Origin of the sequence: Bacteroides sp. L008 (assembly GCF_040812255.1) — a bacterium.
Lineage (GTDB): Bacteria > Bacteroidota > Bacteroidia > Bacteroidales > Bacteroidaceae > Bacteroides > Bacteroides vicugnae.
Genome location: NZ_JBFNXO010000001.1, coordinates 4,459,170 through 4,483,392, shown reverse-complemented (window position 1 = coordinate 4,483,392; position 24,223 = coordinate 4,459,170). Strand labels below are relative to the sequence as shown.

The window sequence follows — 24,223 nt, the reverse complement described above, 5'->3', positions numbered from 1 at the left end:
CTATTCCTTATTACGTTAATTATTTTCTTCCTCATTTTCTATCTCCTGTCCGTCGATCCACTCTTTAAAGTGTTCGGGGTTCAGGCAGTCTTCCAACCGGACATCACCTACGCGGGTGCGGATCAACCCTGTCAGGTGAGCTCCGCTATGGAGTGCTTCACCGATGTCGCGGGCCAGGGCACGGATATAAGTCCCTTTGCTGCATACGACACGGATTTGAATCATCGGTTCCGGATCATCCAGACGACATTCCAGCAATTCAATCTCGTCGATAACAAGCTGTTTTGCTTTTAGTTCGACTTCTTCTCCTTTCCGGGCCAGTTCGTAAGCACGCTTACCGTCTACCATACAGGCAGAGAAAGCAGGAGGTACCTGATCGATGGCACCGATAAAATGCGTCAGCACTTCTTCCACCAGTTCCCTCGTGATATGTTCGGTAGGGTAGGTGGCATCTATTTCATGTTCCAAATCGTATGACGGAGTAGTGGCACCCAAACGCAACGTTGCAACATACTCCTTCGTATGATATTGAAACTCTTCTATTCGTTTGGTTGCCTTGCCTGTACATACAATCATCACCCCTGTTGCAAGCGGGTCCAGTGTTCCGGCATGGCCGACTTTTAGTTTTTTCACTCCTATCCGGCGGCAAATATGATAGCGGGCATGCCCTACTACTTTAAATGAAGTCCATCCGAAAGGTTTATTGAAAAACAGTACTTCTCCTTTTTTAAAATTCATCAGCCAATTTCTAAGTTATATCCAAGCAACAGCATTACCAGAATGATTCCGCCAACTATAATTCTGTACCAGCCAAATGCTTTAAAGCCATATTTCGTAACAAAGCTAATAAAGAACTTGATAGCCAGCAAAGCAACGACAAAAGCCACCACATTACCGATAATAAGTGCCGGCATGTTGTTGACAAGAATCTCGGTTCCACCATCCAGGAAGAGTTTCAAGACCTTGTAGCCAGTTGCCGCAAACATAGTTGGCACGGCAAGAAAGAATGAAAACTCAGCAGCATCCTTACGAGTCAGTTTCTGGGCCATACCTCCGACGATGGTAGCCATCGAACGGGATACACCCGGTATCATTGCAATACATTGAAACAAACCGATATTGAATGCCTTTTTTTCTGTCAGCACGGTATCTTTACTTCCCTTCGAAAAAATCTTATCGCAGAACAGCATGAATATACCACCGATTACCAGCATCACTGCTACTATCGCTACACTTTCGAGCATCTCGTCTATCTTATCGCTAAACAGGAAACCCAAAATTGCTGCAGGAATAAAAGCCACCAGCAGCTTCCAGTAAAAATCGAATTTATGCAGAAAACACTTCAAAGCGGAAGCGCCTGCAGGAGCCGGTGTATGGTTCAACCGGAAAAAACGTTTCCAGTAAAGGCAGACTACTGAAAGAATTGCGCCAAACTGAATAATTACAGTAAACGCTTTTACAAATTCCGTACTTTCTACCCCTAGTATGTTTTGTGTAATAATCATGTGTCCTGTAGAAGAAACCGGTAAAAACTCGGTCAGCCCTTCTACAATAGCAATAATAATCGTCTCAAATGTTGTTAAATCACCCATTTTTATTCTTCTGTTTTTTGTGTTTTAGGTTTGCGCAATACTGCATAAATCATAGATATAAAGCCAAACAGGCAAACGACCGGCGCTACCTTGATTCTGCGTACACTGAAAATATCGGGTTCAAAAAGCGTTTCGGACGATGTAGGTCCCGTCATCAATAGAAAGCCGATAATAACAATCGCCATCCCTATTGCGAGCAAGATAAAGTTCACTTTATCAAAGGCAAATTTCTGCTTGTCAGACATAGTTTATTTTTTTTAAATATAGTACAGGCTGTTCGCTTTCATTCTCAAGTATTTATTCATGGAGAAATAGGCGCATAGCCACGTTATTACAATTCCAAACGCCAATACGCTTGCACAGACTATCAACATGACTTCAGGCGTGATGACCTGAAGCAATTCCTGTTCGTATGTCACAGCCCAATAGGCGGTTCCCATCAATATGGAATCGGCAACGATGGCTGCCAATATCCCGCTCCATACATTCTTTCGAAGGAATGGCCCCCGGATAAATCCCCAACTCGCCCCTACCAGTTTCATGGTGTGAATAAGGAAGCGTTTGGAGTAAATAGCCAGTCTTATGGTATTGTTTATCAGGGCAAAAGAAATAAAAGTAAGCACGACCGCCAAGGCAAGCAGTACCAGACTGATATTTCGTATGTTATCATTCACGGCGTCAATCAACTCCTTTCGATAGAGCACATCTTGTATGTTGGTATTCTTTTTAATCATTTTCTCTATCTTCGCAATGCTGTCCGAGTTGGCATAGTCAGAATGGAGTTTGATTTCGATGGAAGCGGTAAAAGGGTTATAGCCCAGAAATTCTTCCGGATCGGTTCCCATTGCTTCCGTCTGTTCTTTCAGTGCTTGTTTTTTAGAGATATATTCGGATTGTTTCACGAAAGGTTCCTGATTCAGCTTCTTCTGAAGTTTCAGTATATCCGCTTCCTTCATGTCGTCGCTGATAAGAACGGAGAAACTGATATTCTCGCGGACATATACGGAAAGATTGTGCGCTGTCAATACAAAAAAGACAACCAGTCCGAGCAACAGCAATACCAGTGTCGTACTGATACTCGACGTGATGAACTGCATGTCGAAAATCGAACCTGACTTATATTTGTTTTGATTTCCCATGCGTTATCTCTTTTTTCGGAATACATAAATCATTGAACTGCTGCGTTCTTTCCTTCCCAAAGCATTGAACCAGGCCAACGTCCCGGCAAACATCCCTTTCAGGAAACTGCATGAACTGCCACGATGTTTCTCGCTCAACATAGATACGTAAAACGCATCGAACGGCATCGGATGACGTGCCGCCATAATAAAACCATGGCGGGAAGCCAACTGTTGTATAGTGCCCGGAGTGAAATGCCAAAGATGGCGGGGAACGTCATAAGCCGCCCAATACTCACCGTAGCGCTTGGCATCATAAGAAGAGCAGTTGGGTACTGCCACAATCAATACTCCTTTTTCTGTCAGCAGTTCGCGAAGCGTCTCCCAAGTCTCATTCAAAGATTCGAGATGCTCCATCACATGCCAGAGAGTGATGACATCAAAACTAGCAGGAGCAAACTCTTTCAGAGCCGATTCGGGCTTTACATCCAGTTCGAAATGTGTTTTTGCAAACTCACGTGCCTGCGGACTTTTCTCCACTGCCTCTACCTTCCATCCCCGACGAACCATTATATCGGAAAAATAACCGGTTCCCGTACCTATATCGAGCAAACGCCCCGTCTTGCGATGCGCTTCCTTGGCTACCAGACGCGCTTTGCGACCCAGCATATAAGAACGTACGTAATGGTAGATATTATTCATCGCTCCCTTGCGCGTATCAGTGTGGGAGATGTAGTCGGGAGTCTCATAATACTTGCCTATCTCTGCTTCCACGGGAACTCCTTGTGTGAATGTAAATCCACAGTCCTCACACGAATACAGTTCAAACTGTTCGCCCGAAGCATAAAAATCCGTACAAGTCATGACGCGTTTCAAGTGCGTACCGCCACACACCGGACAAGCATTTATACTGAGTTTCTCCATTAATTTCTAAGCAAAATTAAGAGCCGCCTCGAATGACAAGACAACACTATACCCGAATTTGGTGCAAAGAAACAAATAAAAAGTGATGGATTGGGCTTTCGTTAAGGACTTTTAATAGAAGAGTTGCTCCCGATACAAGATGAGAGTAGTTTTGACAGCTCATATCGGGACAAGATATCTTTTTGAAGAAAGATTAAAAAGTCAGATTAACGGAAAAGCCCATGTTTCTGTAGCTGGGTTGACGGAAGTTGTCTATGCCCTGCCCCCAGGTTCCGGTGCTTGCCGTAGATTCCGGATCAAACGGAGCTTTATTATACAACATAAGCAAGTTACGTCCCACTAATGCCACCCGTACATCCTGTATCCACTTCACCCATCGGTTGACGGGAATATGATAAGCAATCGACATTTCTGCAAGACGAATATTAGTGGCATCGTATGTATACACCGTTCCTGTACGTGCCCAGCCTACCAGCCTATAGTAGTTCTCTGCCGGAATCTTTTCACCACTCACCCAAACACCACCATTGTCACGGGCTATGGCTGTGGCCTGTGATACACCAAATTGATCCATAACTGCTTGAGTCATTGATAGGCCTACGCCGCCGAAGCGGGCGTGAATCACAAAATCAAGTTCAAAACCTTTCCAGGAAAAGCTATTTGCCAGCCCCATCGTATATTTAGGGTCAGCATTACCCGCATATATATATTCGTTTACAGGAACGACATTTTGTGAAGTTTTATCAATAACAACATTTCCCTGCTCATCCCTCTGCAAATCTGTAACATATATATCACCTATCGAGCCACCTTTCTTCAATGGAGTATACCAACCGCTACCTTTGGCCATCTGAATTTCTTCTAAATTAAAATCGGTATCTGTTATAGGATTTTTCTGTGGTTCTAAAAGCTGCTTTACTTCATTCTTATTGATAGAATAAGTGAAACGTCCATCCCACTTAACCTGCCCGATATTCACATTTGCACTCAAGGTTAGCTCGAAACCTTTATTATCAATCCTACACCCATTATACATGAAATAAATATCCCCCTGAGAAGGAATAGGAAGATATCCTCCAAACGGTAAATCGGAAGTAGATGTCTTATACATCGTAAACGCCAAATTGATTTTATCATTAAGAAAACCTGCATTGAGCCCTATTTCGTGAGACTTGGTATGCTCGGGATCCAACATATTATCCTCCAATCTAGGTTTCAAACCTACCCTTTTTTTATTCAAAAAGATATAATCGGTAAAACTATTGCCGGTTTCACTGTAGGTATAATTGAGTCTTAGAAACGAAAGGAATCGGTTGGGATTATCAGGCAACCATCCGGTTGGTACTACAGATGCTCCTATCGAAGGATAGATAACGTCTGTTGAATAACTTGAATTATCATCCCAAAATTTAAGCCATTCCATTCGTCCGCCCAAATCGAGATACAACCGGTTCTTATATCCCAATTGCGCAAGCATAAACAATGATGTAGCTCGGTCATGATAATTGAAGTCTTGATTTATATAGTGATAGTCCCCATGTTTATCCAGTCCTGATAAATTAAACTGGTTCAGTGTTCCCAGCATACCATCAGCGCAAGAGCTATCAAACTTCGTATCACAAATAGAAGAACCCAAAGTGGCATCAATTGAAAAATCCCCTAGCCTTTTATTGACATTGAACAGGAGATCGGAATAAACCTGCGTATTCTTATCTTCAGACTCATAATACGAGCCCAAAGGACCGGCTTGAAGAGAAGACGCATAAAGTTTTTTGGTTGCGGTTTCTTTATCACGATCGTAATGAATACGCCCTGACACATTAAGCCAGGAGGTCAAGTCGAATTTCGCTCCTATCCCGCCTAGTAAACGTTTCTTTTTCTGATTGTACAAATTCCGGTTGATTATCCAATAAGGATTTTGCATACCCATCCCCATATCTCCTAAAGGCCAATATTGCGCATTAGCTCCAAGCCTCGGATCGTAAACTTCAAAATGATTCTTGTAGTTATAATCGGGATTGACATTAATACGTTCTTGCAATACATCAGGTACCAAATAGACAGGAACCAGCGGATTACCATACATACCTTGCGATAACATATTCTGCTCTGCGGTATGAATATATCTCAAAGTGAAGTCAAGCTTTAGTCTATGATGTAATAAAGAAGATGTATTCCGGAAAGAAAAATTGTAACGGTCCACATTGTTTTTGGGAATGATGCCGGTGCCATTCATCGTTACAGCCGAAACCCGCGTCTGATTATACTCATTTCCCATAGAAAGGCTAAGGGAGTTATTGATAGTATGTCCGGTACGGAAAAAATCCGTCGGGTCCCACGACTGGGGATGGCTTATCTTGTCTCCCCATTGCGCCCCGTAAGTCTGTTGGAATTCAGGCATAACAAGTGGCGAACTGAAAGTAGTACTATTCCCCAACTCTACTCTTAGTTTTCCGGAATTTGCTTTCTTAGTATTAATCATCACCACACCGCTAGCGGAACGACTACCATACAAAGTAGAAGCTGCTGCGGTACTCAAAACAGAAATACTCTCTATATCGTCAGGAGAGAAAGCTGCTATACCGTCACCAGTCTGCCAGTTAGAGGTGTATGAATTAGAAGGTTGCTCTGACTCCAGTCGTGGCAAAGGTACACCGTCCAAAGTAAAAAGCACATTGTTGGATTTTAATATGGAACGGTAACCACGTAGCACCATCCTTACTGAACCACCCACACCGGAAGCACTGGGATTAATAGTAGCGCCCGCCACTCTTCCTATCAGGGAGTTTACGAAATTGGCGTCTTTCACCTTCATCAGATCGGCCCCATCAATCTGTTGTGAACTGTATGGCAATTTCATCGTATCCTTTAAAACAGTTCCATTATCCGCATAAGTCACAGAAATGGGTAATAAGGCCAAAAAGAAAGCGGTACCACTTTTTTTCATCAAAGAAATACAGAAAGATTGTGAGAAACCACAATTAAGCAATGTTTTGAGAGTAAATGCTTTCATAGGCATGAAATATTTAGATTTTGGTTATTACAAACTATTTGTATATCAAAGTATATAGGAAAACTATATATAATATAAATACAACCATAAGAGGCTTTCTACTAAAAGAGAAATGAAACTTTTTAAGAAAAATCTTAGCTTACATTTTAGATAGTTGTTATTTTCTTTACTAACAAACTTCAAATTACATGTCCTCGCACATTACCACCCAACAATATTATGTAACCCTAAAAGTATTCAATTTAGAGAATACCAAATACCCTGATACAAAAACGCAAACATATTTCAGTTCTTTATTTAGGAGCTTCGCCATAACAATTATTCCCTTTATCTCCTTTAGCGAACAACATCCACAATTCATAAAATGGAATTATTTGATACCAACCTGTGTGTACCTCTATCATGGCACCGCTTTGCTCCTTGTGCCAACATAAACCAAACCGCAGGCAAACCATAACAATAAAAAAAGTGATGTGACTAGGCAAATTTAAGATATTATATTGAGAAAACAACTTTTCATTTCCGCATTTATGTAAAAAATACCCTGACACAGAATAATTTCTAATTCCATATCAGGGTAGCAACCAAATGAGATTACAAAATAGTCAACCTATATCAGGGTAATACAATTTAAAATGTTCGATATTTAACTATCAATCTATTTCTCTACAAATTACCACTTAAAAAATCTACGTATTCTTTCTTCTTTATCATCAACGCCTTCATTATAAATATATCTATTTCTTAATGACAATGAATCCCTTAAATAACTAAAATAATTTCCACCATGAATTATTCTAAAACTTTGTGGTGCTCCATTGATATTTAAGAAACAAAAAGTTGAATCACTGAACAGCTTATACATCGACATCCAAACATTTCGATCAGGCAACTTTCCAAGAAATGAATAAGGTATCTCACTATCATACCGTAAAGAACGATAGCCATGAGGTCCAATCATAACAGGCAATGAATCCCTTAATATTAATTTTAATGTATCCTCTCCATTTACTACTGCATAACACATATTCCTCGTTGGATTATTCATTAATAATATAGAATCTGTTAAATTTCTCACACTAATCTTCCCACTAAATCTTCTTATATAGTATCTCATACTATCCAGTTCTAAATCAAAAAGAGTAGAAATACACGAATCCGGAACAATAATATCATGTGTAAACAAAGCCATTAATGCAGGTTTTCCTTGAGGTGTTTCTCCCGAAAAATAGGACCAAAGTTGCGGATATTCAAAAAGAAAAGCCGATGATAATACCTTTTTTACCAAAGTTGACCCATTTTCATATTTCCGAAGAGCCAATACCCACCCATCGTCCAAATGGAGATTCTCATGAAAATTAGAATCCGCCACAATTCCTTTTTCAAACAATTCAGTTCGCGACATTTCCTGCTCATCTAATTCTATAAAACAAAGATATTTCCCTTTATAGGTCATCACTTTAGAAGGTAACTCTGCACCATCCGAACCTGGAGAATCCGACCCTTTAATACTATAAATAATGCTGGAATCATTTGATAATACTTCATTTATTTCAATATATGGCGTTTGTAGATATCCACTATCTATCAATACTTTAACTTGTTCTGCCACTCGTTGATGTATCTCCACTGGCGAAAAAGAGGGGGAAACACATCCTCCCAATAAAATAAATAAGATAACATAAACCAAGTTCTTCATAAGTATATTGTTAATATTTTACATATCGTACTAAATCTGTATTACCCAATATTCGAATAGATTTTACCCGACTTTGATTTTTAGTATATTCGTACAACATTCCTTTTCTATCTTTCTTTAGTCCATTATCTTTTAGATAAACTGCATTTCTGCGCTGGGATTTAGCCAAATTAAAATCATTACCAGCTCCTCCCTTAGTTCCTCCAATCAAATGAGAATGAATATCTATAATTTTATCTCCTTGTACAGAGAGTTCATTTTTAGCGTTCTCGCCATTAACTCCATATGAATTTCGATCTGTCGTGACAACCGCAGTTCTCGTACCATCATCGTCATACACATCCAATTTCCATTCCACAGATGTATAATCTGCCCCAAATTTAAAAACAGCTACAGCCGTCTCCAAGTCTTGTGTACTTCCATAATAAGAAAACGAATTATTATTTTCTCCTTGCACCTTATACATTTCGCCAAGCAATCCACTGTTAACTGTTACCATTATCGAACGATCTGTAGAAAGAAATAAATTATCTGTTGGGCTTTTACCTCTCATCTTCACAGGAGTAGCATTAAATAATTTTCCCGATTCGTTTATAACATAATCATCCTTTCCATCAACATCAACTCTCAATATTGGACTACTTTTACAAAATGTATATGAGTTCCAGTTATAATACTTCTCGCTTGATATATCAGGTACATGCCATCTTCCTATCATCGCATCATAATACCTCGCCCCATAATCATACCAATCCAATCCACCTTTCCGATCCAACTCTTTGCCATTATACTTATATGGCTGAACGTTATTACATCCATTAGACATTAAACCACCAAAAGGATAATAATCATTCACTTCATCAACATTACCTGCCTCGTCAGTAACAACCCTTACATTACCCTGATGATCTTTCAGATAGAAATGAAACTTATTATCTTGGAAACTATAATATCCCGCCTCATTCAAGAGCATCTTCAACTTCCCGTTCTCATAGATCACATTGCCACAATAAACAGTTATTGTTGTATCATTATTCATAATATGCGTGGTACGGACTTTCCTACCGTCTGCAGCATATTCATATACAATATTTGATTCTCCTGTTTTTCAAAATATCTACCTGTAGAATCAAAGGACTCCGTTAAAAACTACCTGCTTAATAAACAGTAAAGTCTATCAATCAGGTAGTTTTATCTTATTCTAAGAAATTTAGTCTAGTTCTCTTTAAAATAAGACTGCGGAAAAACGGTTGCAATTTGAATCGTTTGAGCATTTCTTTTTAGTAAGAATGTATCCAAGAAACAACCTAATTCACTCATATGATCATTCTGTTCTATTTTATAATTTAGTGGACAATACACCTGATATCTAACATTTCTTTCATATCTTAAAAGACATAATTGAGCATCATCATCCACCAACATAGAATCAGGTAAGTGTTTTTGACATATAGCCTTCATTCCAGAATAAAGGCTATCCACAAAAACGTCATCTATTGGTATTTCATGTCCCACAGAATCATATATATACGTTAAGTAACGTCCATTTTTTAGCATCTCGCACACATCCAGTTCTATTTTTATCCATTTCTTACCACCTAAAAGTACATACAATCCATTTGTCGCCCGCTTAAATGAAATATAATCAGTATTAGATAACAAACACCGCAACAAATCATCATGTCCTGCCGCTATTGCCGTCAAAGAACTCTCATATTCATCAAACGAAGTAAAAGCATTATCATTGATTTCGTTGATCATTTCCCAACAAAAATGCTGTAATTCAACAACAGTAGGATATCGCAAATAAACACGATAAAACAATTTAATGTGATGATATAAATCATACTTAAAATTGTAATCAGATGACACATTGTTCAATTTAACACTCCTACAACTACATAAGACAAACATAAAGCCACACAATATGTATAATATTATCTTTCTCATAACTATTTATTATAAAATAATCGTCTATGTTTATTTATCAACGAACCTGCGCCCATCGCTGAATATTTCAAGCTAACAACATCATGTCCTTTTTATTTACAAACCTTATTAAATAAGCCTTTTCTCCAGATTGCCATCCTCCAAAATCTTTAGGCATATCCCTATTTCCAACCCAATCCTCTAGTTGTGCCTTCATATCTCCACCTAAGACATAATAGATACCACTATCACTTCCTTCATATTCTATACTATATTCATTTCTATGGGTATCTATACCAACAAAACGAGATGATTTAAAATTCATGCCCTCAATAGAGAAATCAGTCATGGGACTTCCTATAGACTCTGTGTCATATTTGCTGCTTCTAGTATTTCTGGGAATAGTTTCAGAAATTATTGCTTCATCTATTTTTTTATATATGATACCAGCCAAAGTTTTTGCATCTTTTTTACTACCAAATAAAGAATAATAAATATTATCTTTTTGATAAGTTTTTCCCAAATATCTTGCTCCTCTGATCGCTTTATCCAATTGTTCTTGAGAATGTATATCCTCATTATAGTAATATTCCCATTCATCATCTTCTTCATCTGTCCCATTATTTTCTCTTTTCCTCTTATACCAGTCCATCCCATCAGGATCTATATATCTTATAGAATTATTACCACAATAATTGTAGGGAGTTAATCCATAATATTTCTCCGCCATCGGATCCACCACGTGCCATCTACCTATTGCCGCATCATAATGTCTAGCTCCATAATCATACCAATCCAATCCGCCTTTCCGATCCAACTCTTTACCATTATACTTATAAGACTGAACGTTATTGCCTGCATTAGACATCAAACCACCAAAAGGATAATAATCATTCACTTCATCGACTTTACCGGCTTCATCAGCAACTACACGGATATTTCCCTGATGATCTTTAATGTAGAAATGGAATTTATTATCTTGGAAACTATAGTAACCAGACTCATTCAGCAGCATCTTCAAAGTACCGTTCTCATAGATCGCATTGCCACAATAAACAGTGGACGTAACGTTATTGTTTATTGTATGCGTGGTACGGACTTTCCTACCGTCTGCAGCATATTCATACTCAATACTACTTCCGTCAGCAAAGCTAATGTGACTAGGCAAATTTAAGATATTATATTGAATTCCAGTTATATTTTTGTTTAAATCTTTAGTCAGGTTACCATTCTTGTCATAGGTGTATTCATTGTCCTGCTTCACGGTATCCTTGAATTCGAACCCGTTGTTGTAAGCCGACGCTGTGGCGGCATCATCCACACGTGTCAGCCAGTTGCCATCCAGTGTGAGCGTCAGGTCGTCAATCAGGCCGTAGGAGGAAGCACCTGTGCGTCCGTTACGACGGAGTGAAGTGAGGTTACTCTGCCTGTTATACGTGTAGGAGGTGCTATAGTTGGACGGGGAGTTCCGTTCCACAAGTAACTGGCAGCGGTCAACCGTGACATTCCGCCGTAGCTGAAGCGATATCCATGCATTCCTGTGTCGCCTGCGGCTTTCCAACTCATGGCAGATACGTTTCCTGTACTTCCGCCGTATGAGTCGTTGTAATACAGTTTTTGGTTGAAAAAAGAACCATCAACAGCCGTCAGTTGAGAACGGGCATTATAATCGTACCACGATTCAAGGTTACCGCTTTTCCTGCAAAGGCGACTGTTCAAACACCCCAATCCATCGTATACACCATCTCGTACCTTCCATTCAAGCTATGCTTCGTATGGATTGACCTGCCTGTATGGCCATACCTATAGCTGTACTCTTCTGTACAAGGAGATTGTCAGGGAAAAGCATGAAGACATGCTGCGTTTCAAAGAATGGTCAATGGAATCATAAGTAACAATCCTTTTTCATATCAAGAAAGACTAATGGATGTGTAATAAAAAAAGATAAAACTGCCCTGATATAGAAAAATACATTCATGTCAGAGCAGTTGTTAAATATTGGTTACTCTTAACCTACAGATATTGGATTTATATCAGAGGATATCAATCTTCAACTATCAAGTTAGTTGCTGGTGTAAATTCCCATCCGGTTAAACCTGCTGTTTCGATTGCGTTTTTCAATCGTTCACTTACATAAGTGTTGGCGTCAAGTATACTAATGACAAAGAAATCCAGTTCATGATCAAAATCTTTGTTCATAACAATTCTATCGCCCCATATACCCCAAGAAATACCTTTTTCAGTCTCTATCTTTTCTCTTTTCTCCCAAAATTCTGTTTTTGAGTGAATAAAAAAAGAATCAGACTTATATCCGCTAGTTATGTCATATTCCTGAAACGAAGTTCTTTCATAATTGACAAAATCGGAATAATCAGAAACAATATGGAAAAGAAAATAATCTTGTTTAATCTTCCTTTTATATAATCCAAGTGGGTAGAACCGATGAGAACATAAATTATACTGCCCAAGAATTGCTTTGGCTCTAGGACTCATAATACGCAAGCGATTACTAAATCCATTGCTGATGAAATCTGTTAGTTTAGCATAGCCAGCCAACATTACTCCGTCAAGATTAGGAATATAATCGGGAAAAGTAGCTTTGTATTTGTATAAGCTGAATAAAGCATCTGGCGCATCTTCGTCATATCCTTTAATAAATTTATATACTTGCGGAAAATCATTACCTATAATCTTTTCATTTAAAGATTCGTCCATTATAAAATATTTCATAACACTATAAATTAAAATTAAGCATCCCAAGGGTTGATTGCTTTAACTGGTCTTATTAGTTCCACTGGTTTAATGACTTTTATTCCATCCGTTGGCAAAGTTAAACTTTTTAATTCCAAATCATTTACTTTTGTATTAGGATTGTTCTCTATTGCATTTTTTGCATTAGAAACTTGTCCTCTCACAAAATTAGCACTTTGTTCAGGTGAGGCGTTTGGATTCTTTTCTGCAAATTTTTCAAACTCTTTACGTAACTGTTCCGTATATTTAGGATGTTTTCCATGCTGTCCTTCTCCAGTAGCTTTACTGAATTTATCTACAGTCATTTTATTCTCTTTCCCTTCAAGTTTAAACCCGCCTTCTCTTGCAGCTTTTACAACATCATGTTTACCTAGCGATCTTGGAATAATATGGTGTTCCTCTTTAGGCAATGCTTTAACAACCTTATCCGCTGTACCTAACATTGTCATACGGCTACCCGTTGTTACCAAAGGATTAGCAGTCCCTAAAAAGAAAGGAGGGATTTGAACAGCTTTTCCATCCGGATCAATCAGACTTATCGGATTATTCACACAATACGCATATGGACTAATACCATAATACTTCTCCGCCAGCGGATCCACTGCATGCCAACGCCCAATCGCCGCATCATAATACCTTGCCCCATAATCATACCAATCTAATCCGCCTTTCCGATCCAACTCTTTGCCATTGTACTTATAAGACTGCACGTTATTACATACATTAGACATCAAACCACCAAAAGGATAATAATCATTCACTTCATCGACTTTACCGGCTTCATCAGCAACTACACGGATATTTCCCTGATGATCTTTAATGTAGAAATGGAATTTATTATCTTGGAAACTATAGTAACCAGACTCATTCAGCAACATCTTCAAAATCCCGTTCTCATAGATCGCATTGCCACAATAAACGGTGGACGTAACGTTATTGTTTATTGTATGCGTGGTACGGACTTTCCTACCGTCTGCAGCATATTCATATACAATATGACTTCCGTCAGCAAAGCTAATGTGACTAGGCAAATTTAAGATATTATATTGAATTCCAGTTATATTTTTGTTTAAATCTTTAGTCAGATTACCGTTTTTATCATATTCATATTCAACTGATTCATTGGCATTATCCTTAAACTCCATACCGTTACCAAATACAGAGTTGGTGGCATTGTCATAAACGGACTGCAATTGGTTTCCATTGTAAGTCAGATTCAGGTTGTCAATCAGACCGTAAGAATCCACATCGGTTTGACCGTATCTAAGCAGACCCAAGATATTACCCATTTTATCATAGCCGGTTATTTGCTCATTGAAGCGGTTACGGTTTTGTTTTAAGTTAGTACCTTCTCCATAAATAGCATCTTTCAAGCGGGAGAGACCGTCATAAGTGAAACTGTAACCCTTACCTTGCGAATCAGTAACTATGCTATCCTCGCCACTCCGCCAACACATGCGGCTGATATTACCATTATAACAGGGAGTAGTTCCCTCTAGTGTTTCCTGGTAGTTAAGCGTCTGGTTAAACAATGGACCATTAATGCCTTTTAGCCATGAACGAAGATTATATGTATAGTCAGTTCGTAACTCATATACACCATTACGTTTATCAGTTTTCAAACGACCTATCTCATCATACACATTGTCTACTAAAACAATCGGAGTATTATCATTCAGCTGATAGCTGGTCTTCAATAGACGGTTGGCATGGTCATACGTATATCGGTGCAATTCTACGATTGGTTCAGTGCCCGGAACTGTATGTATACGTTTTTCTTCCAAGGGATTTCCCGAGAAATTATAAGCCGTATGGACAATCTCCGTACCGCCCAGCTCATTATTACCTCTTTGCTGGATTATCCGGTAACGGTCGTCATAATACATCACTGAATACGTAAAAGTACCCGGGCGGGAAGAGAGGAGGGATGTACAAATTCCTGTCAGCTGTCCCTTACAGCCACCTGCATTACGCTTGCCATAGCCTGTTTCCTCAACGTAAACAGTGGCCATGTCATTGGGGATGCCGTTCTTACCCAAAAACTCATAGTCGTCGTAATAGCTGGCAGACTGGATGATCGGAGAATTTAAGGTTACACCTTCCAATTGGTAGCCTTTCAACTCATTCTCCGCATTTGCCCAATCGGCATACACGACGATAGTATCCAAAGGATTGGAAGCATAATCCAACACATTCGTACAAACTCCGGTCAATACCGCCCGGCCGAAAGCATCGGGAATACTGAAACTCCATTCGTTCCGCTCACGCTGTTCCCCGTCTTGAGTAAAGACAGGATGATCGGCAGCGTCATAAACGGTATAAGCAGGATCGCATCCCGGAAGTTTCTTGTAGATACAGCGACCAACAGCATCATAATGATAGATATAGGCATATTGCTGAAGAACGGGAGCCGTTTCAGACCATTCTCCTTCATCGAAAAAACAATCGGCTGCCATCGGAGGCAACACCATGCGCAGGTTGCCATAGTTATCATAAACATGGTACGTATCATAAGATAGTTGATTATCATCAGACTGACGAACGAGAACTATGCGACCGGCCTTGTCTTTAAATTCATAACTCACATGATTGTCTTCATCTATCGTGCGAACCACTTCCAATGCGCCGACATCATACTTACCGGCACAAACCAAACTGTCATTCTTTATGCTATAGCGACACACGATAAAGCAGCTGTCGACCCGATCAACAGCATCTTTACTTCCGATGTTGGTCAACACGTCTGTTTTGACCGGATGGTTTTTCCAGGCGGATCCGGGACTATACTTCTTGACAATCCGGTTCAACGAAGAGCTGTCGTATTCAGGATAGCTGAAGGGAGAGCTGTCTGCCTCATAATAACTTGCCTTGCAAACGGCCTCGCTGACTTCCGCAGATGGAAGAAAGGCGCCGCCGGCAGTCGATTCTGCTACCGGAAGCCAAAGTTTGGACTCGCGGTTGATCCCGTCATACTCCTGCAATGTGAGCAGGTCGGTCCTATAAGGAGTGGCACCGTGAGAAATATGCAGGGAAGGATTGCCGAAATGGTCAAAATATTGTATCTCGCGAAGATAATCACGGGTCTGCAGTCGGGAGAGATCATCTGTGGCGACAGTGGGAGTCAGGGTAATCACACAGTGCTGGCCCTCGGTCGTACACAATGCGTCACTAAAGTTCGGCGCCTCTATTGTCGTAGTGATCCGTCCATTACCGACACTGCCTTCCGAAACAACATAATAGGTGCCTGAAGGAAGTTTCCTGACCTCGATGTAGGCATGTTTCTCATTCTCACACTGCCCTTCTCCCGCATAATTGTCATTGCTATAAAGGAGCTCACCGGATTCATTCAAGATGCTCATATAGGTATCTTCCAGTTCCGAACCGCAATGACTGAACACCACATCCATCTCCTTTTGCAATACCAACTTATAAAATACGTCATTCGTAGGTCTTGCCGGATAAGCATCCGTATAGTCTATAGAGGTATCTCGGGTATCGGAAAAGAAGAGCCCTGCCTTATATGTTCCGGCATTGATGGGAAGCGCTTTTGTGTCTCCCGTTTGTGCAAGAAGCCGCCCGTTCACGGACAGGGAAATGTTCCCATTCTCTTCCGCGTCGGTCACAATATAGTAGACGCCGGGAAGCAACACGGGTATATGGATGCGGGCACTTCTTGTATCCGCACATCCACTGTCACCATCCGAATCGTCATTGGAATATAATAACTTCTGCGTTTGAGAAAACACCTGCAAATAGGTGTCTGCAACTTCCGAACCGCAATTGTCTATTTGAAGTTCCATCGGATTTTCAAGCTCCAACCGATAGAAAACTTCATTGCCGGCTTTCTCCGGAAAGTTGCCGGACATGAGTTCCGAGTTCTGAACATCTGTATATTGAAAGCTGTCCGCCCGGCTGCCTATATCAACAGGACGGGAGAAACTAATACCGGGAGCGTATGTCCGTCCGCTCAAGTTCATCTTATAATTCACTCCCCAAATAGGTGCATCAACATAAATATAAATATAATAGGTGCCCGCGCCCAAGTCATACACATTCAGCTCGTAGTCTGTACCAAGCTTTTGCGTGCGGATGGGAACAACAGGATCATGCAAAGCGGAAAGAAGGTGAACACTGTAAGAATCCCCTTCCCTAGGACATTCAGTTCCATTATCATCCAGACAAACTTCCATCGGTTCTGTCAGAGTGAAGCGATAAATTAAATCATGCCGAAAATAATTGTCCCAATAGTTGTCACTGGCATTATAATCACATTGATACGGATCCGTATCTATAAATTCGGTCAACGCGAAATTCTCACCAAATGTCCCCAACTCAAACGGATTGTAAAAATCCTCGCCTGTCTCACGAGGCGTTGTCTTTACATAAATAGTAACATCTTCCGCATCCACCGGTTTATGACCTTCATAGATGTTAGGTTTAGCAACCAGATAGTACACGCCAGGCAGCAAACCATATCCATAATCTCCCCATGCTTCTTCTACATAAATCGCACGACTTAGAAGAATACCCGAAGAATTGAGCAGGAAAACAGTACCATCATAAGTGATACTGGGTTTTGCACTGGCTCTAATCTTCATAGGTTGCGTCACAGTCAATTTGTAAAAAATATCCTTGGATATTAACACTCCCGTATAATCCATATCGGTCGGAGGTATGAATCCACAGTTAAAATGGGCTGTATTTTGGGTATCTTCATAAGTAAACGGTTGCGAGTATGTACCCATATCGATGGCCGTTGCCATTCGTTCTTCCAAAGACTGCCCCCACGAACCGACAGAGCAGAACAACAAGAAAAATAAACAGATATAAGTTTTCATAAAAAATCAAATTCATTATCAAATTAAACCATTCATTGAATTACTGGTCATTTACCAAAATGATAAATATACTGTTGAAGCATTACCTTACGGGTGTCCGCATCCAGATAATAACGATCTGTCAGCCGGCTATAATTATCATATTCAAATTTCGTTATGACATTATTGGGATCGGTAATGGAAACAACTCCTTGCAAAGGGGCATATTCATAGGTGGTAACCCGCGTATTACCGGGAAGTCTCTCACGAAGAGAGTTTATCTTATCCCATATCTCTTCAGTAGGTACGGCAAGTGAAGCCCAATCACCGAAAACGTCTTCGATGTTTCCATCATAACCAAGCGCCACAGCCACTTGTTGCCGGGTGGCATTTTCGATCTTGGCTATGGGATAGCGGTTGCGATACCCCCAAATAAAGAGAACAGGCGTCCCGTCCTTTGCTGCAATTTCGCACACATTGCTATTACTGTCATACGATTTGTATACGACCTCGTCACGAAAGTCCGCCATTCGGTCGGTTTTAAACTGTACCCTCTCCGGAAGGCATGTACCGGACTTGAACAAGGCTCTCTTTTCCGTGCTTTGCTCGTCTTCGACGTGTTTGTGCAAAGAAAGTATGGCAGGATAACCATCCAGATAGGTATAGTGATCCGAAAACTGTATACCGTCACTGTTTGTAAAATCCACCCTACATGGCTTAAGCGAGGAGCCGGGTTTGTAAAGATGCCCGTCGTCATACGTATATTGCTTTTCTGTCGACATCATCTGTCGTCTCCCATTCACCTTGCAGTAGTATTGTGTCGTTTCTTTATCGAGGGCCCAATACGTTTCACAATCCAAATAATAAGTGGTCCTCATATTCGTAGCGGAATGGGTATTGTCATTGTCAACCACAAATACCGGCTTGTCAAGCAGTCCATTCGGTTTTTTCATGTACAAATCAACATCCACCATCAGCTTCCGGACAGGAAGATCCACAGGAATGTTATACGGACCAGCAATTACTTTCTTATATTTGTATCGGACAGATGACACCAGCTCTTGCCCGTCGAAACGGTCTATGCGCATAAGTGCCCCATTTCTCTGGTTGGTCGCAGAATAGCTTGTAACAAAATCATCAGAAGGTTCATAAGGATGTCCGGGAAGCATCCGTCCAAGTCGATTCAAAACGTTTTCCGGTTGATTCAACATAAACTTCCGGACAGAAGCGGATGTATTCTCTCCATCTTCCCAATGCAGAACGTCCTCAAAAGCATGCGCATCCACATGATAGTAATAGACGGTCTTTTGTGAAATGCCTCCTCCCAATATCTCTTCACTGACAACATTGTACATCACCGGACTTCCATTACGAAATGTGATATTAGATACGGGCATTGAATGATAGACAGTCAAGTATTCGTTCCATAAAAATTGTCCGTTGTCCAATACTTGTGTCACTGTGGAGCAATAATCGCGCTCTGTAACTATGTGCTTGACAGCCCCGCCACCCCAAATGGGTTCATACTTTTCATCATTGACAACCGTCAGACCATATCTATAATTCTTACAGATTCTTTTCCTTGTTTTCGGATCGTAGGTTTCTATGCTCTTCACCCGCAAGCCGCCAACCGGATAGAGATAGTCTCTATACTCCGCCCGTTGGTTATTGTCACGAAATGCGCCGTAATTGCCTTCGTAAGAGAAAGAGGTTTCAACACCTTGCGGATCTGTTATCCGGTCAAGAATACCCACAATGTTGCCAGACGCTTCACGGTCTATCCCGACTGTATTCTCAAATAATACAGTGTCTTTTCTTCCCGTGTTATTGGTATCCGGTAAAGGTATTCTTTTTGAAAAGTTCGGCACTGTCAACTTACTACCATTAGCACTCGCTTCCGAACCGTTCATAAACCCCCAATGGTCTACAGCCTTCGTATAGATGGAAGGAACGCTGTTTACACCCACATACCTGAATGAATAAGTTTGCGATTCTGCACCGGGAGCGGAGATACGCACAGAATCAAGTTTGGTCAAAGAGGTTTTTCCATTATAGGGAGTTACATAAAAGGTAATGGTACGCACCACTTCTCCATTCTCATCCGTCACTTGCATTTTATCTAGCACACTTGTATTGTTAGGCACTTCACCTACTGCTTTATAACTGACAGACAACCTGTTTCCCATAAAATTCACCTGTGCCAATCGGGTAGTACTCATTCTACCCTCCGCACAGTAACTACCTGATGGGTAACTCATATTCGCTACATAGCTCGAAACGCTCTCTTTATTGGCATTGGGTAAGGAGGAGGAGGAACCTGACGATCTGCCTGCAGTGATTTGATAATAGTTATTGCCACCGCTTTTTTGTTCCATCAGATACAATTTGGGACTCCCGTCTTTATCCCTTTCATCAAAGACCAGCCTGTCATTCAAATTATAATATGAACCAGGGTCCAATTGATTCTGAAGCGTTTGATACTGAAAACTAACCAATGTAGGGTGCGGATAACGGGCTGAACAAATAGAGGTACACATCCAGCGGGTAATAATATCATTCATCTTCTCGTGTACACCGTTGAACAAATATTTGACGCCATTTCCATCTGTTATATTCATATCACTTTCAGCATACCTTACAACATCGCTGTTATGAGGCACAGTAATAAGGGGGGAAGACCTGTCTGAAAAATATCCGCTTCCACCACCGACCGGCAATCTATAAGTGAATTTATCAGGACGTGTATCCCGTTTATTATCTACCATCTCCCCATAATAAATCAATCTGTCTCTCTCATCACCGGGGACTGTATTTTGAGAGAAATATCGATCAAACCACCCATAATAGTCATTGTCCGCCACCCCAACCACCTGCCGGGCTATAGACGGTTCGAGATTCAATGTCCAGCCTGTTCCCGCATATCCGCTCCCTTCTTTGGGTTTAAGCCCCGAAGCATGATAGGACAAAGTAACAGGTATGGTAACCTCTCCTGCCACAATATCATACAAGGGAATCGTTATGTCAGGTACTCCCGTACAATGATCTACAGGATAAGACTGGTATTTCACCATAGCCGTAGCCGATGGAGAAAGTGGAACAAATCTTGGAACATCCAGATTAATTCCATCTTCACTCTGCCCATTGGCAGACAAAGCCGCAAAAAAGGCTGACAATATAAGGAATAGCCTCTTTAGCATTATTTTTTTATTCGTATATAGATAATTCATAACTCGTTTTTTCAATTATTCATCAATAAAATAGTTCAGTCAATACAAAGTGAATTAGCAGAGTCCTTCCATTTCACAAGATCATGATTCATGGAAGAACTACTACTTAACTCTATGCTTTTACAGATTCATCGCATTAGCGCCCAAAACGCCGGCCAAAGCCGAAGCCACTGCGATAACCACCTTCAGGATCATGTCCCAAACTGATTTCTTCATTGCCATCATTTACCTCCTTTCTGTTCTTTAATGTGTTGTGTTACTCTGCGTTCTTCCGTTTTTTCTGTTTTGATAGCAAACTCCTCAAGTTCCTTGAATTCCTTTGCCACCTCAAAACACGGACACGATTTAATCCACTCTTCCGGTTCTATCTCACCATTCCCATTGAGATCGGGCGAAAGATCCCGGTGTCCGCATACCCGGCAGCCGGGGAATTTCCTTTGCAACTGCTCAACAAGTTGCCGGAGAGTAGCCCGTTGTGCCGGAGTCCGGGTATCTGCCGGGCGTCCCCGGCAGTCCAGACCACCTTCATAGCAGATACCTATTGAATGAGTATTGAAACCTTTTGCGTGTGCTCCGACACGTTCGATTGCTCGGGTGAGATGCGCTGTTCCATCCTTGCGGATATAATAGTGATAGCCTGTTCCGTTGAATCCGCGACGTCGGTGCAACCGGTCCAAATCTTCCGGAGAAAGTGTACAATCCTCCCTCGTGGCGCTGCAATGCACCACAATCAAGTTGATAATCCTCATGTTAGTGGATGATTTCTAGTTTAGTTAAAAGTCAAATGTTTAGTTAAGCCTACGAAGTTTGTCGTTTACATTTTGTGTACTATTCACTGCTGTGACACCATTTATGCAGCCGGATCGGGTGCTTCTCCACCTCCTTCATTACCGCCTCCACCGGGCTTGTCGCTTCCACCGGAGTTACCGCCTTCCGCACTACCCGCATCGGAAACAAGTTTATCATAACGAGCACACTTCGCACCGGTCACCATCGAACGGGTAGCGGTAGTGCGGTCAAGGTTCCTAGTAGTCGCCGGTTGGAATCGGACGGTAAGCGTAGCCTGTGCAGCCGACACTTCGTCAGAGGTTTCCACACCTTTGCCGCGAGCCACCATCACCATACGGAAGGTACCAAGACCGTCCACGCTTACGCTTTCCGAAGATTGTAAGTGTTGCCCCATCACCGTCACAAGGTTGTCGAGTGTGTTTTTTACGTCACCCGGAGAGAGGGAAGAGTAGGCTGCTATTTCTTTCGAAAGTTGTGCGGAATCTACGTTTCCCGAACGTACAACTCGGGGATAGAAGAGTTTTTTACCGCTTTTTTTGTCTTCCAGAGTTGACTGGAAGGGTTTGTACAATACTGGCATAATTGTAATAGTTTTTAGTCGTTAATAATTCTAGTTAGTCTGTGTCTTTAAGCTTATCGACAATGCAAATATAAGACCTTATTTCTGTCTTTGCAAGAGATTTTAAAAGTGTGCGTTAATAAATTCGTTAATATAGAAATCTGTTATTATATTACTAATTTACAACATATTATATAACAAAACAGCATCACAACCCTTATTAATTCAGTTATTCAGGACACTCAACAAATAATGACCGGGCAGTTTGATCTTTCCGGCACTTGCCCGAATGACACCAAAACCCTTCCAAACCTTACCACCGATTTCTCCGTAATTACTTTTCAGCACGATTGCATACTGTTCGGAGGGAGGAATATGATAAAGACGAAGGTTATCCAACAGTCCGGAAAGGTTGCGCGGGTGTCCGTCAGCAGGAGCTTGCATCCGGTCAATATCCGACTGTGTCAGTTCGTGTTTCTTCTTCGTCGGTTTTCTGTTTGAAAAATCTCCTCCTTCTTCTTCCTCATCCCCTCCTTTGGGCAAAGGAGGGTTAGGGAGGATGTTTTCTTTCCTTTCTTTTTCTTTTCTTTTTATGAGGGTGCTTTTTGTTGCAGTACCCGGGGATTCTGTTACAGTATCGAGGGTTTGCGTTACAATATCCGGGGTTTCTGCAACAGCATCCGGAAGGGTGGAGTGTACGGTTTCCTCATCCGGCAGCAGACAATAGTCCGGAGAAATATGACGGCGGCTGCGACGTTTAGTGATAAAAAGGAACTGCCGCTGAATGTCGGCGGAAGTCAGGATGCCGTAACGTTCGTAGAGAGAGGAATCGAAGAAACCGTACTCCACAAACAGATGAAGCACCCGCCGGACACTATCGTTATCCGTGCTGAAGAGCTGGTCGGAGAGTTCATCATAGAAGTCATCGTCGACATGAATATAATAACCCTCGCCCGAATATAGATAAGACAGGGTATAGAGCAGGATTGTGAAGGCGGAATCGCCTTCACGCTTCATCACACGGCGTACGACACGGTCGTGCATAAAATCGGTATTCAAAGGGAAATAGTCAAGCCCTTGTTTTATTCGTCCCATGATATAAATTGTTTTTATAAATCAGTCTGCCAATTCTTATTTTAATCCTGATTTTGATTCTAATTCCAATTCAAAGACTGATCCGGATTGGGATTCAGAACCTGATTCGGGTTCAAACTCCGATTCACGGACTTTCCGCCTTTTCCGTTCAATGCTGGCAGCTACGGTTTCAAGGGCATGCAGAATAAGTTTCCGTCGCAACGCGGGATCTTCCGTAGAGGTAATTACCGGATAACTGTTTTCCCTGTCGCATACCAGGGAGCATTTCTCGTTCTTCCGGTGATTCCGACTGACAGTTTTACGACATTCTTTACAGTAGTTGCCGGGAAGACCGGTTTTCTTATTGATATAAAAGGCACTTGCCGGAAGAGAGCGTTTGCAACATCCGCAAACGCACAGTGTTTGTACTTTTGAGCTTTTCATTTTGTTATCCAATTATAAATTATAAATACTAGTTTCTATCAGTCAGGTCTGTAATCATTCAAATACGAAGTATTCGTATACAATATGTTATCCTTTTGTTATCCTATTGCCAGGTATTAACATCTGGCGTCTCAGATATTAATGGTTAGAGAAATAGCTATTAACACTTGAGGAAATAGCTGTTAACAGGTATCAGCAAGCTTTCCGCAGGCGGCGGATGAGAAATTTTCAAGGTTTCGGTGTTTTTCTTGAAGTTTTGCATGGCATATCCGTTTTTAATTTATATT

The 24,223-nt window shown here is 41.1% G+C and carries 19 protein-coding genes; all 19 read right to left on the bottom strand.

From position 1 onward, the window contains the following. Positions 1-15: 15 nt before the first annotated feature. The 19 genes from truB to AB3G73_RS17420 all read right to left on the bottom strand — a co-directional run bounded on the left by truB (position 16) and on the right by AB3G73_RS17420 (position 23,936). The gene (gene truB, locus AB3G73_RS17510) at positions 16-738 is read right to left on the bottom strand and encodes a tRNA pseudouridine(55) synthase TruB (RefSeq protein ID WP_004298886.1); all 723 of its coding nucleotides are present in this window, start codon (positions 736-738) and stop codon (positions 16-18) included. Further along, positions 738-1,592, bottom strand: coding sequence for an undecaprenyl-diphosphate phosphatase (locus tag AB3G73_RS17505; protein WP_148367806.1), 855 nt, complete (start codon positions 1,590-1,592; stop codon positions 738-740). Before AB3G73_RS17505 ends, truB begins: the two co-directional genes overlap by 1 nt. A gap of 2 nt (positions 1,593-1,594) precedes the next feature. Next, a complete protein-coding gene (locus tag AB3G73_RS17500; RefSeq protein WP_009001366.1) occupies positions 1,595-1,837 on the bottom strand; it encodes a DUF3098 domain-containing protein in 243 nt (80 codons plus the stop codon). Positions 1,838-1,849: 12 nt separating this feature from the next. Next, on the bottom strand, positions 1,850-2,731 hold the full coding sequence (locus AB3G73_RS17495) for an ABC transporter permease (RefSeq protein ID WP_117513332.1): 882 nt from the start codon (positions 2,729-2,731) through the stop codon (positions 1,850-1,852). A 3-nt stretch (positions 2,732-2,734) separates the two neighbouring features. Next, on the bottom strand, positions 2,735-3,634 hold the full coding sequence (locus AB3G73_RS17490) for a methyltransferase domain-containing protein (RefSeq protein WP_367745281.1): 900 nt from the start codon (positions 3,632-3,634) through the stop codon (positions 2,735-2,737). A gap of 193 nt (positions 3,635-3,827) precedes the next feature. Then, positions 3,828-6,647: a TonB-dependent receptor plug domain-containing protein gene (locus tag AB3G73_RS17485; protein WP_367745280.1), complete on the bottom strand. Its 2,820-nt coding sequence runs from the start codon at positions 6,645-6,647 to the stop codon at positions 3,828-3,830. 673 nt (positions 6,648-7,320) lie between these two features. Further along, a complete protein-coding gene (locus AB3G73_RS17480; RefSeq protein WP_195650718.1) occupies positions 7,321-8,346 on the bottom strand; it encodes an Imm65 family immunity protein in 1,026 nt (341 codons plus the stop codon). A gap of 10 nt (positions 8,347-8,356) precedes the next feature. Beyond that, on the bottom strand, positions 8,357-9,385 hold the full coding sequence (locus tag AB3G73_RS17475) for a JAB-like toxin 1 domain-containing protein (protein WP_367745279.1): 1,029 nt from the start codon (positions 9,383-9,385) through the stop codon (positions 8,357-8,359). 176 nt (positions 9,386-9,561) lie between these two features. After that, positions 9,562-10,296: a hypothetical protein gene (locus tag AB3G73_RS17470; protein WP_148367803.1), complete on the bottom strand. Its 735-nt coding sequence runs from the start codon at positions 10,294-10,296 to the stop codon at positions 9,562-9,564. A gap of 67 nt (positions 10,297-10,363) precedes the next feature. Continuing rightward, positions 10,364-11,752: an RHS repeat domain-containing protein gene (locus AB3G73_RS17465; RefSeq protein WP_367745278.1), complete on the bottom strand. Its 1,389-nt coding sequence runs from the start codon at positions 11,750-11,752 to the stop codon at positions 10,364-10,366. After that, positions 11,641-11,994, bottom strand: a complete 354-nt coding sequence (locus tag AB3G73_RS17460; protein WP_367745277.1) for a hypothetical protein — start codon at positions 11,992-11,994, stop codon at positions 11,641-11,643. Before AB3G73_RS17460 ends, AB3G73_RS17465 begins: the two co-directional genes overlap by 112 nt. A gap of 324 nt (positions 11,995-12,318) precedes the next feature. After that, positions 12,319-13,005, bottom strand: coding sequence for a DUF1629 domain-containing protein (locus tag AB3G73_RS17455; protein WP_320983226.1), 687 nt, complete (start codon positions 13,003-13,005; stop codon positions 12,319-12,321). A gap of 17 nt (positions 13,006-13,022) precedes the next feature. Next, positions 13,023-17,864: an RHS repeat-associated core domain-containing protein gene (locus AB3G73_RS17450; protein WP_367745276.1), complete on the bottom strand. Its 4,842-nt coding sequence runs from the start codon at positions 17,862-17,864 to the stop codon at positions 13,023-13,025. A gap of 47 nt (positions 17,865-17,911) precedes the next feature. Beyond that, complete coding sequence (locus AB3G73_RS17445; protein WP_367745275.1) at positions 17,912-21,040, bottom strand: hypothetical protein; 3,129 nt, start codon at positions 21,038-21,040, stop codon at positions 17,912-17,914. A 150-nt stretch (positions 21,041-21,190) separates the two neighbouring features. Continuing rightward, positions 21,191-21,286: a smalltalk protein gene (locus tag AB3G73_RS17440; RefSeq protein ID WP_005681936.1), complete on the bottom strand. Its 96-nt coding sequence runs from the start codon at positions 21,284-21,286 to the stop codon at positions 21,191-21,193. Between the two features lie 5 nt (positions 21,287-21,291). Continuing rightward, positions 21,292-21,819, bottom strand: coding sequence for an N-acetylmuramoyl-L-alanine amidase (locus tag AB3G73_RS17435; protein ID WP_367745274.1), 528 nt, complete (start codon positions 21,817-21,819; stop codon positions 21,292-21,294). Between the two features lie 101 nt (positions 21,820-21,920). Continuing rightward, positions 21,921-22,439 (bottom strand): HU family DNA-binding protein, encoded by a 519-nt coding sequence (locus tag AB3G73_RS17430; protein ID WP_120079432.1) that lies wholly within the window; start codon positions 22,437-22,439, stop codon positions 21,921-21,923. Between the two features lie 204 nt (positions 22,440-22,643). Continuing rightward, on the bottom strand, positions 22,644-23,513 hold the full coding sequence (locus AB3G73_RS17425; protein WP_195650722.1) for a DUF4373 domain-containing protein: 870 nt from the start codon (positions 23,511-23,513) through the stop codon (positions 22,644-22,646). Positions 23,514-23,549: 36 nt separating this feature from the next. Further along, entirely contained in the window at positions 23,550-23,936 is a 387-nt protein-coding gene (locus AB3G73_RS17420; protein ID WP_367745273.1) for a hypothetical protein, read from the bottom strand. Between the last annotated feature and the right edge of the window lie 287 nt (positions 23,937-24,223).

Coding starts and splice junctions, on each gene's coding strand:
- truB (WP_004298886.1), bottom strand. CDS start 738: ATGAATTTTAAAAAAGGAGAAGTACTGTTTTTCAATAAACCTTTCGGA.
- AB3G73_RS17505 (WP_148367806.1), bottom strand. CDS start 1,592: ATGGGTGATTTAACAACATTTGAGACGATTATTATTGCTATTGTAGAA.
- AB3G73_RS17500 (WP_009001366.1), bottom strand. CDS start 1,837: ATGTCTGACAAGCAGAAATTTGCCTTTGATAAAGTGAACTTTATCTTG.
- AB3G73_RS17495 (WP_117513332.1), bottom strand. CDS start 2,731: ATGGGAAATCAAAACAAATATAAGTCAGGTTCGATTTTCGACATGCAG.
- AB3G73_RS17490 (WP_367745281.1), bottom strand. CDS start 3,634: ATGGAGAAACTCAGTATAAATGCTTGTCCGGTGTGTGGCGGTACGCAC.
- AB3G73_RS17485 (WP_367745280.1), bottom strand. CDS start 6,647: ATGAAAGCATTTACTCTCAAAACATTGCTTAATTGTGGTTTCTCACAA.
- AB3G73_RS17480 (WP_195650718.1), bottom strand. CDS start 8,346: ATGAAGAACTTGGTTTATGTTATCTTATTTATTTTATTGGGAGGATGT.
- AB3G73_RS17475 (WP_367745279.1), bottom strand. CDS start 9,385: ATGAATAATGATACAACAATAACTGTTTATTGTGGCAATGTGATCTAT.
- AB3G73_RS17470 (WP_148367803.1), bottom strand. CDS start 10,296: ATGAGAAAGATAATATTATACATATTGTGTGGCTTTATGTTTGTCTTA.
- AB3G73_RS17455 (WP_320983226.1), bottom strand. CDS start 13,005: ATGAAATATTTTATAATGGACGAATCTTTAAATGAAAAGATTATAGGT.
- AB3G73_RS17450 (WP_367745276.1), bottom strand. CDS start 17,864: ATGAAAACTTATATCTGTTTATTTTTCTTGTTGTTCTGCTCTGTCGGT.
- AB3G73_RS17445 (WP_367745275.1), bottom strand. CDS start 21,040: ATGCTAAAGAGGCTATTCCTTATATTGTCAGCCTTTTTTGCGGCTTTG.
- AB3G73_RS17440 (WP_005681936.1), bottom strand. CDS start 21,286: ATGAAGAAATCAGTTTGGGACATGATCCTGAAGGTGGTTATCGCAGTG.
- AB3G73_RS17435 (WP_367745274.1), bottom strand. CDS start 21,819: ATGAGGATTATCAACTTGATTGTGGTGCATTGCAGCGCCACGAGGGAG.
- AB3G73_RS17430 (WP_120079432.1), bottom strand. CDS start 22,439: ATGCCAGTATTGTACAAACCCTTCCAGTCAACTCTGGAAGACAAAAAA.
- AB3G73_RS17425 (WP_195650722.1), bottom strand. CDS start 23,513: ATGGGACGAATAAAACAAGGGCTTGACTATTTCCCTTTGAATACCGAT.
- AB3G73_RS17420 (WP_367745273.1), bottom strand. CDS start 23,936: ATGAAAAGCTCAAAAGTACAAACACTGTGCGTTTGCGGATGTTGCAAA.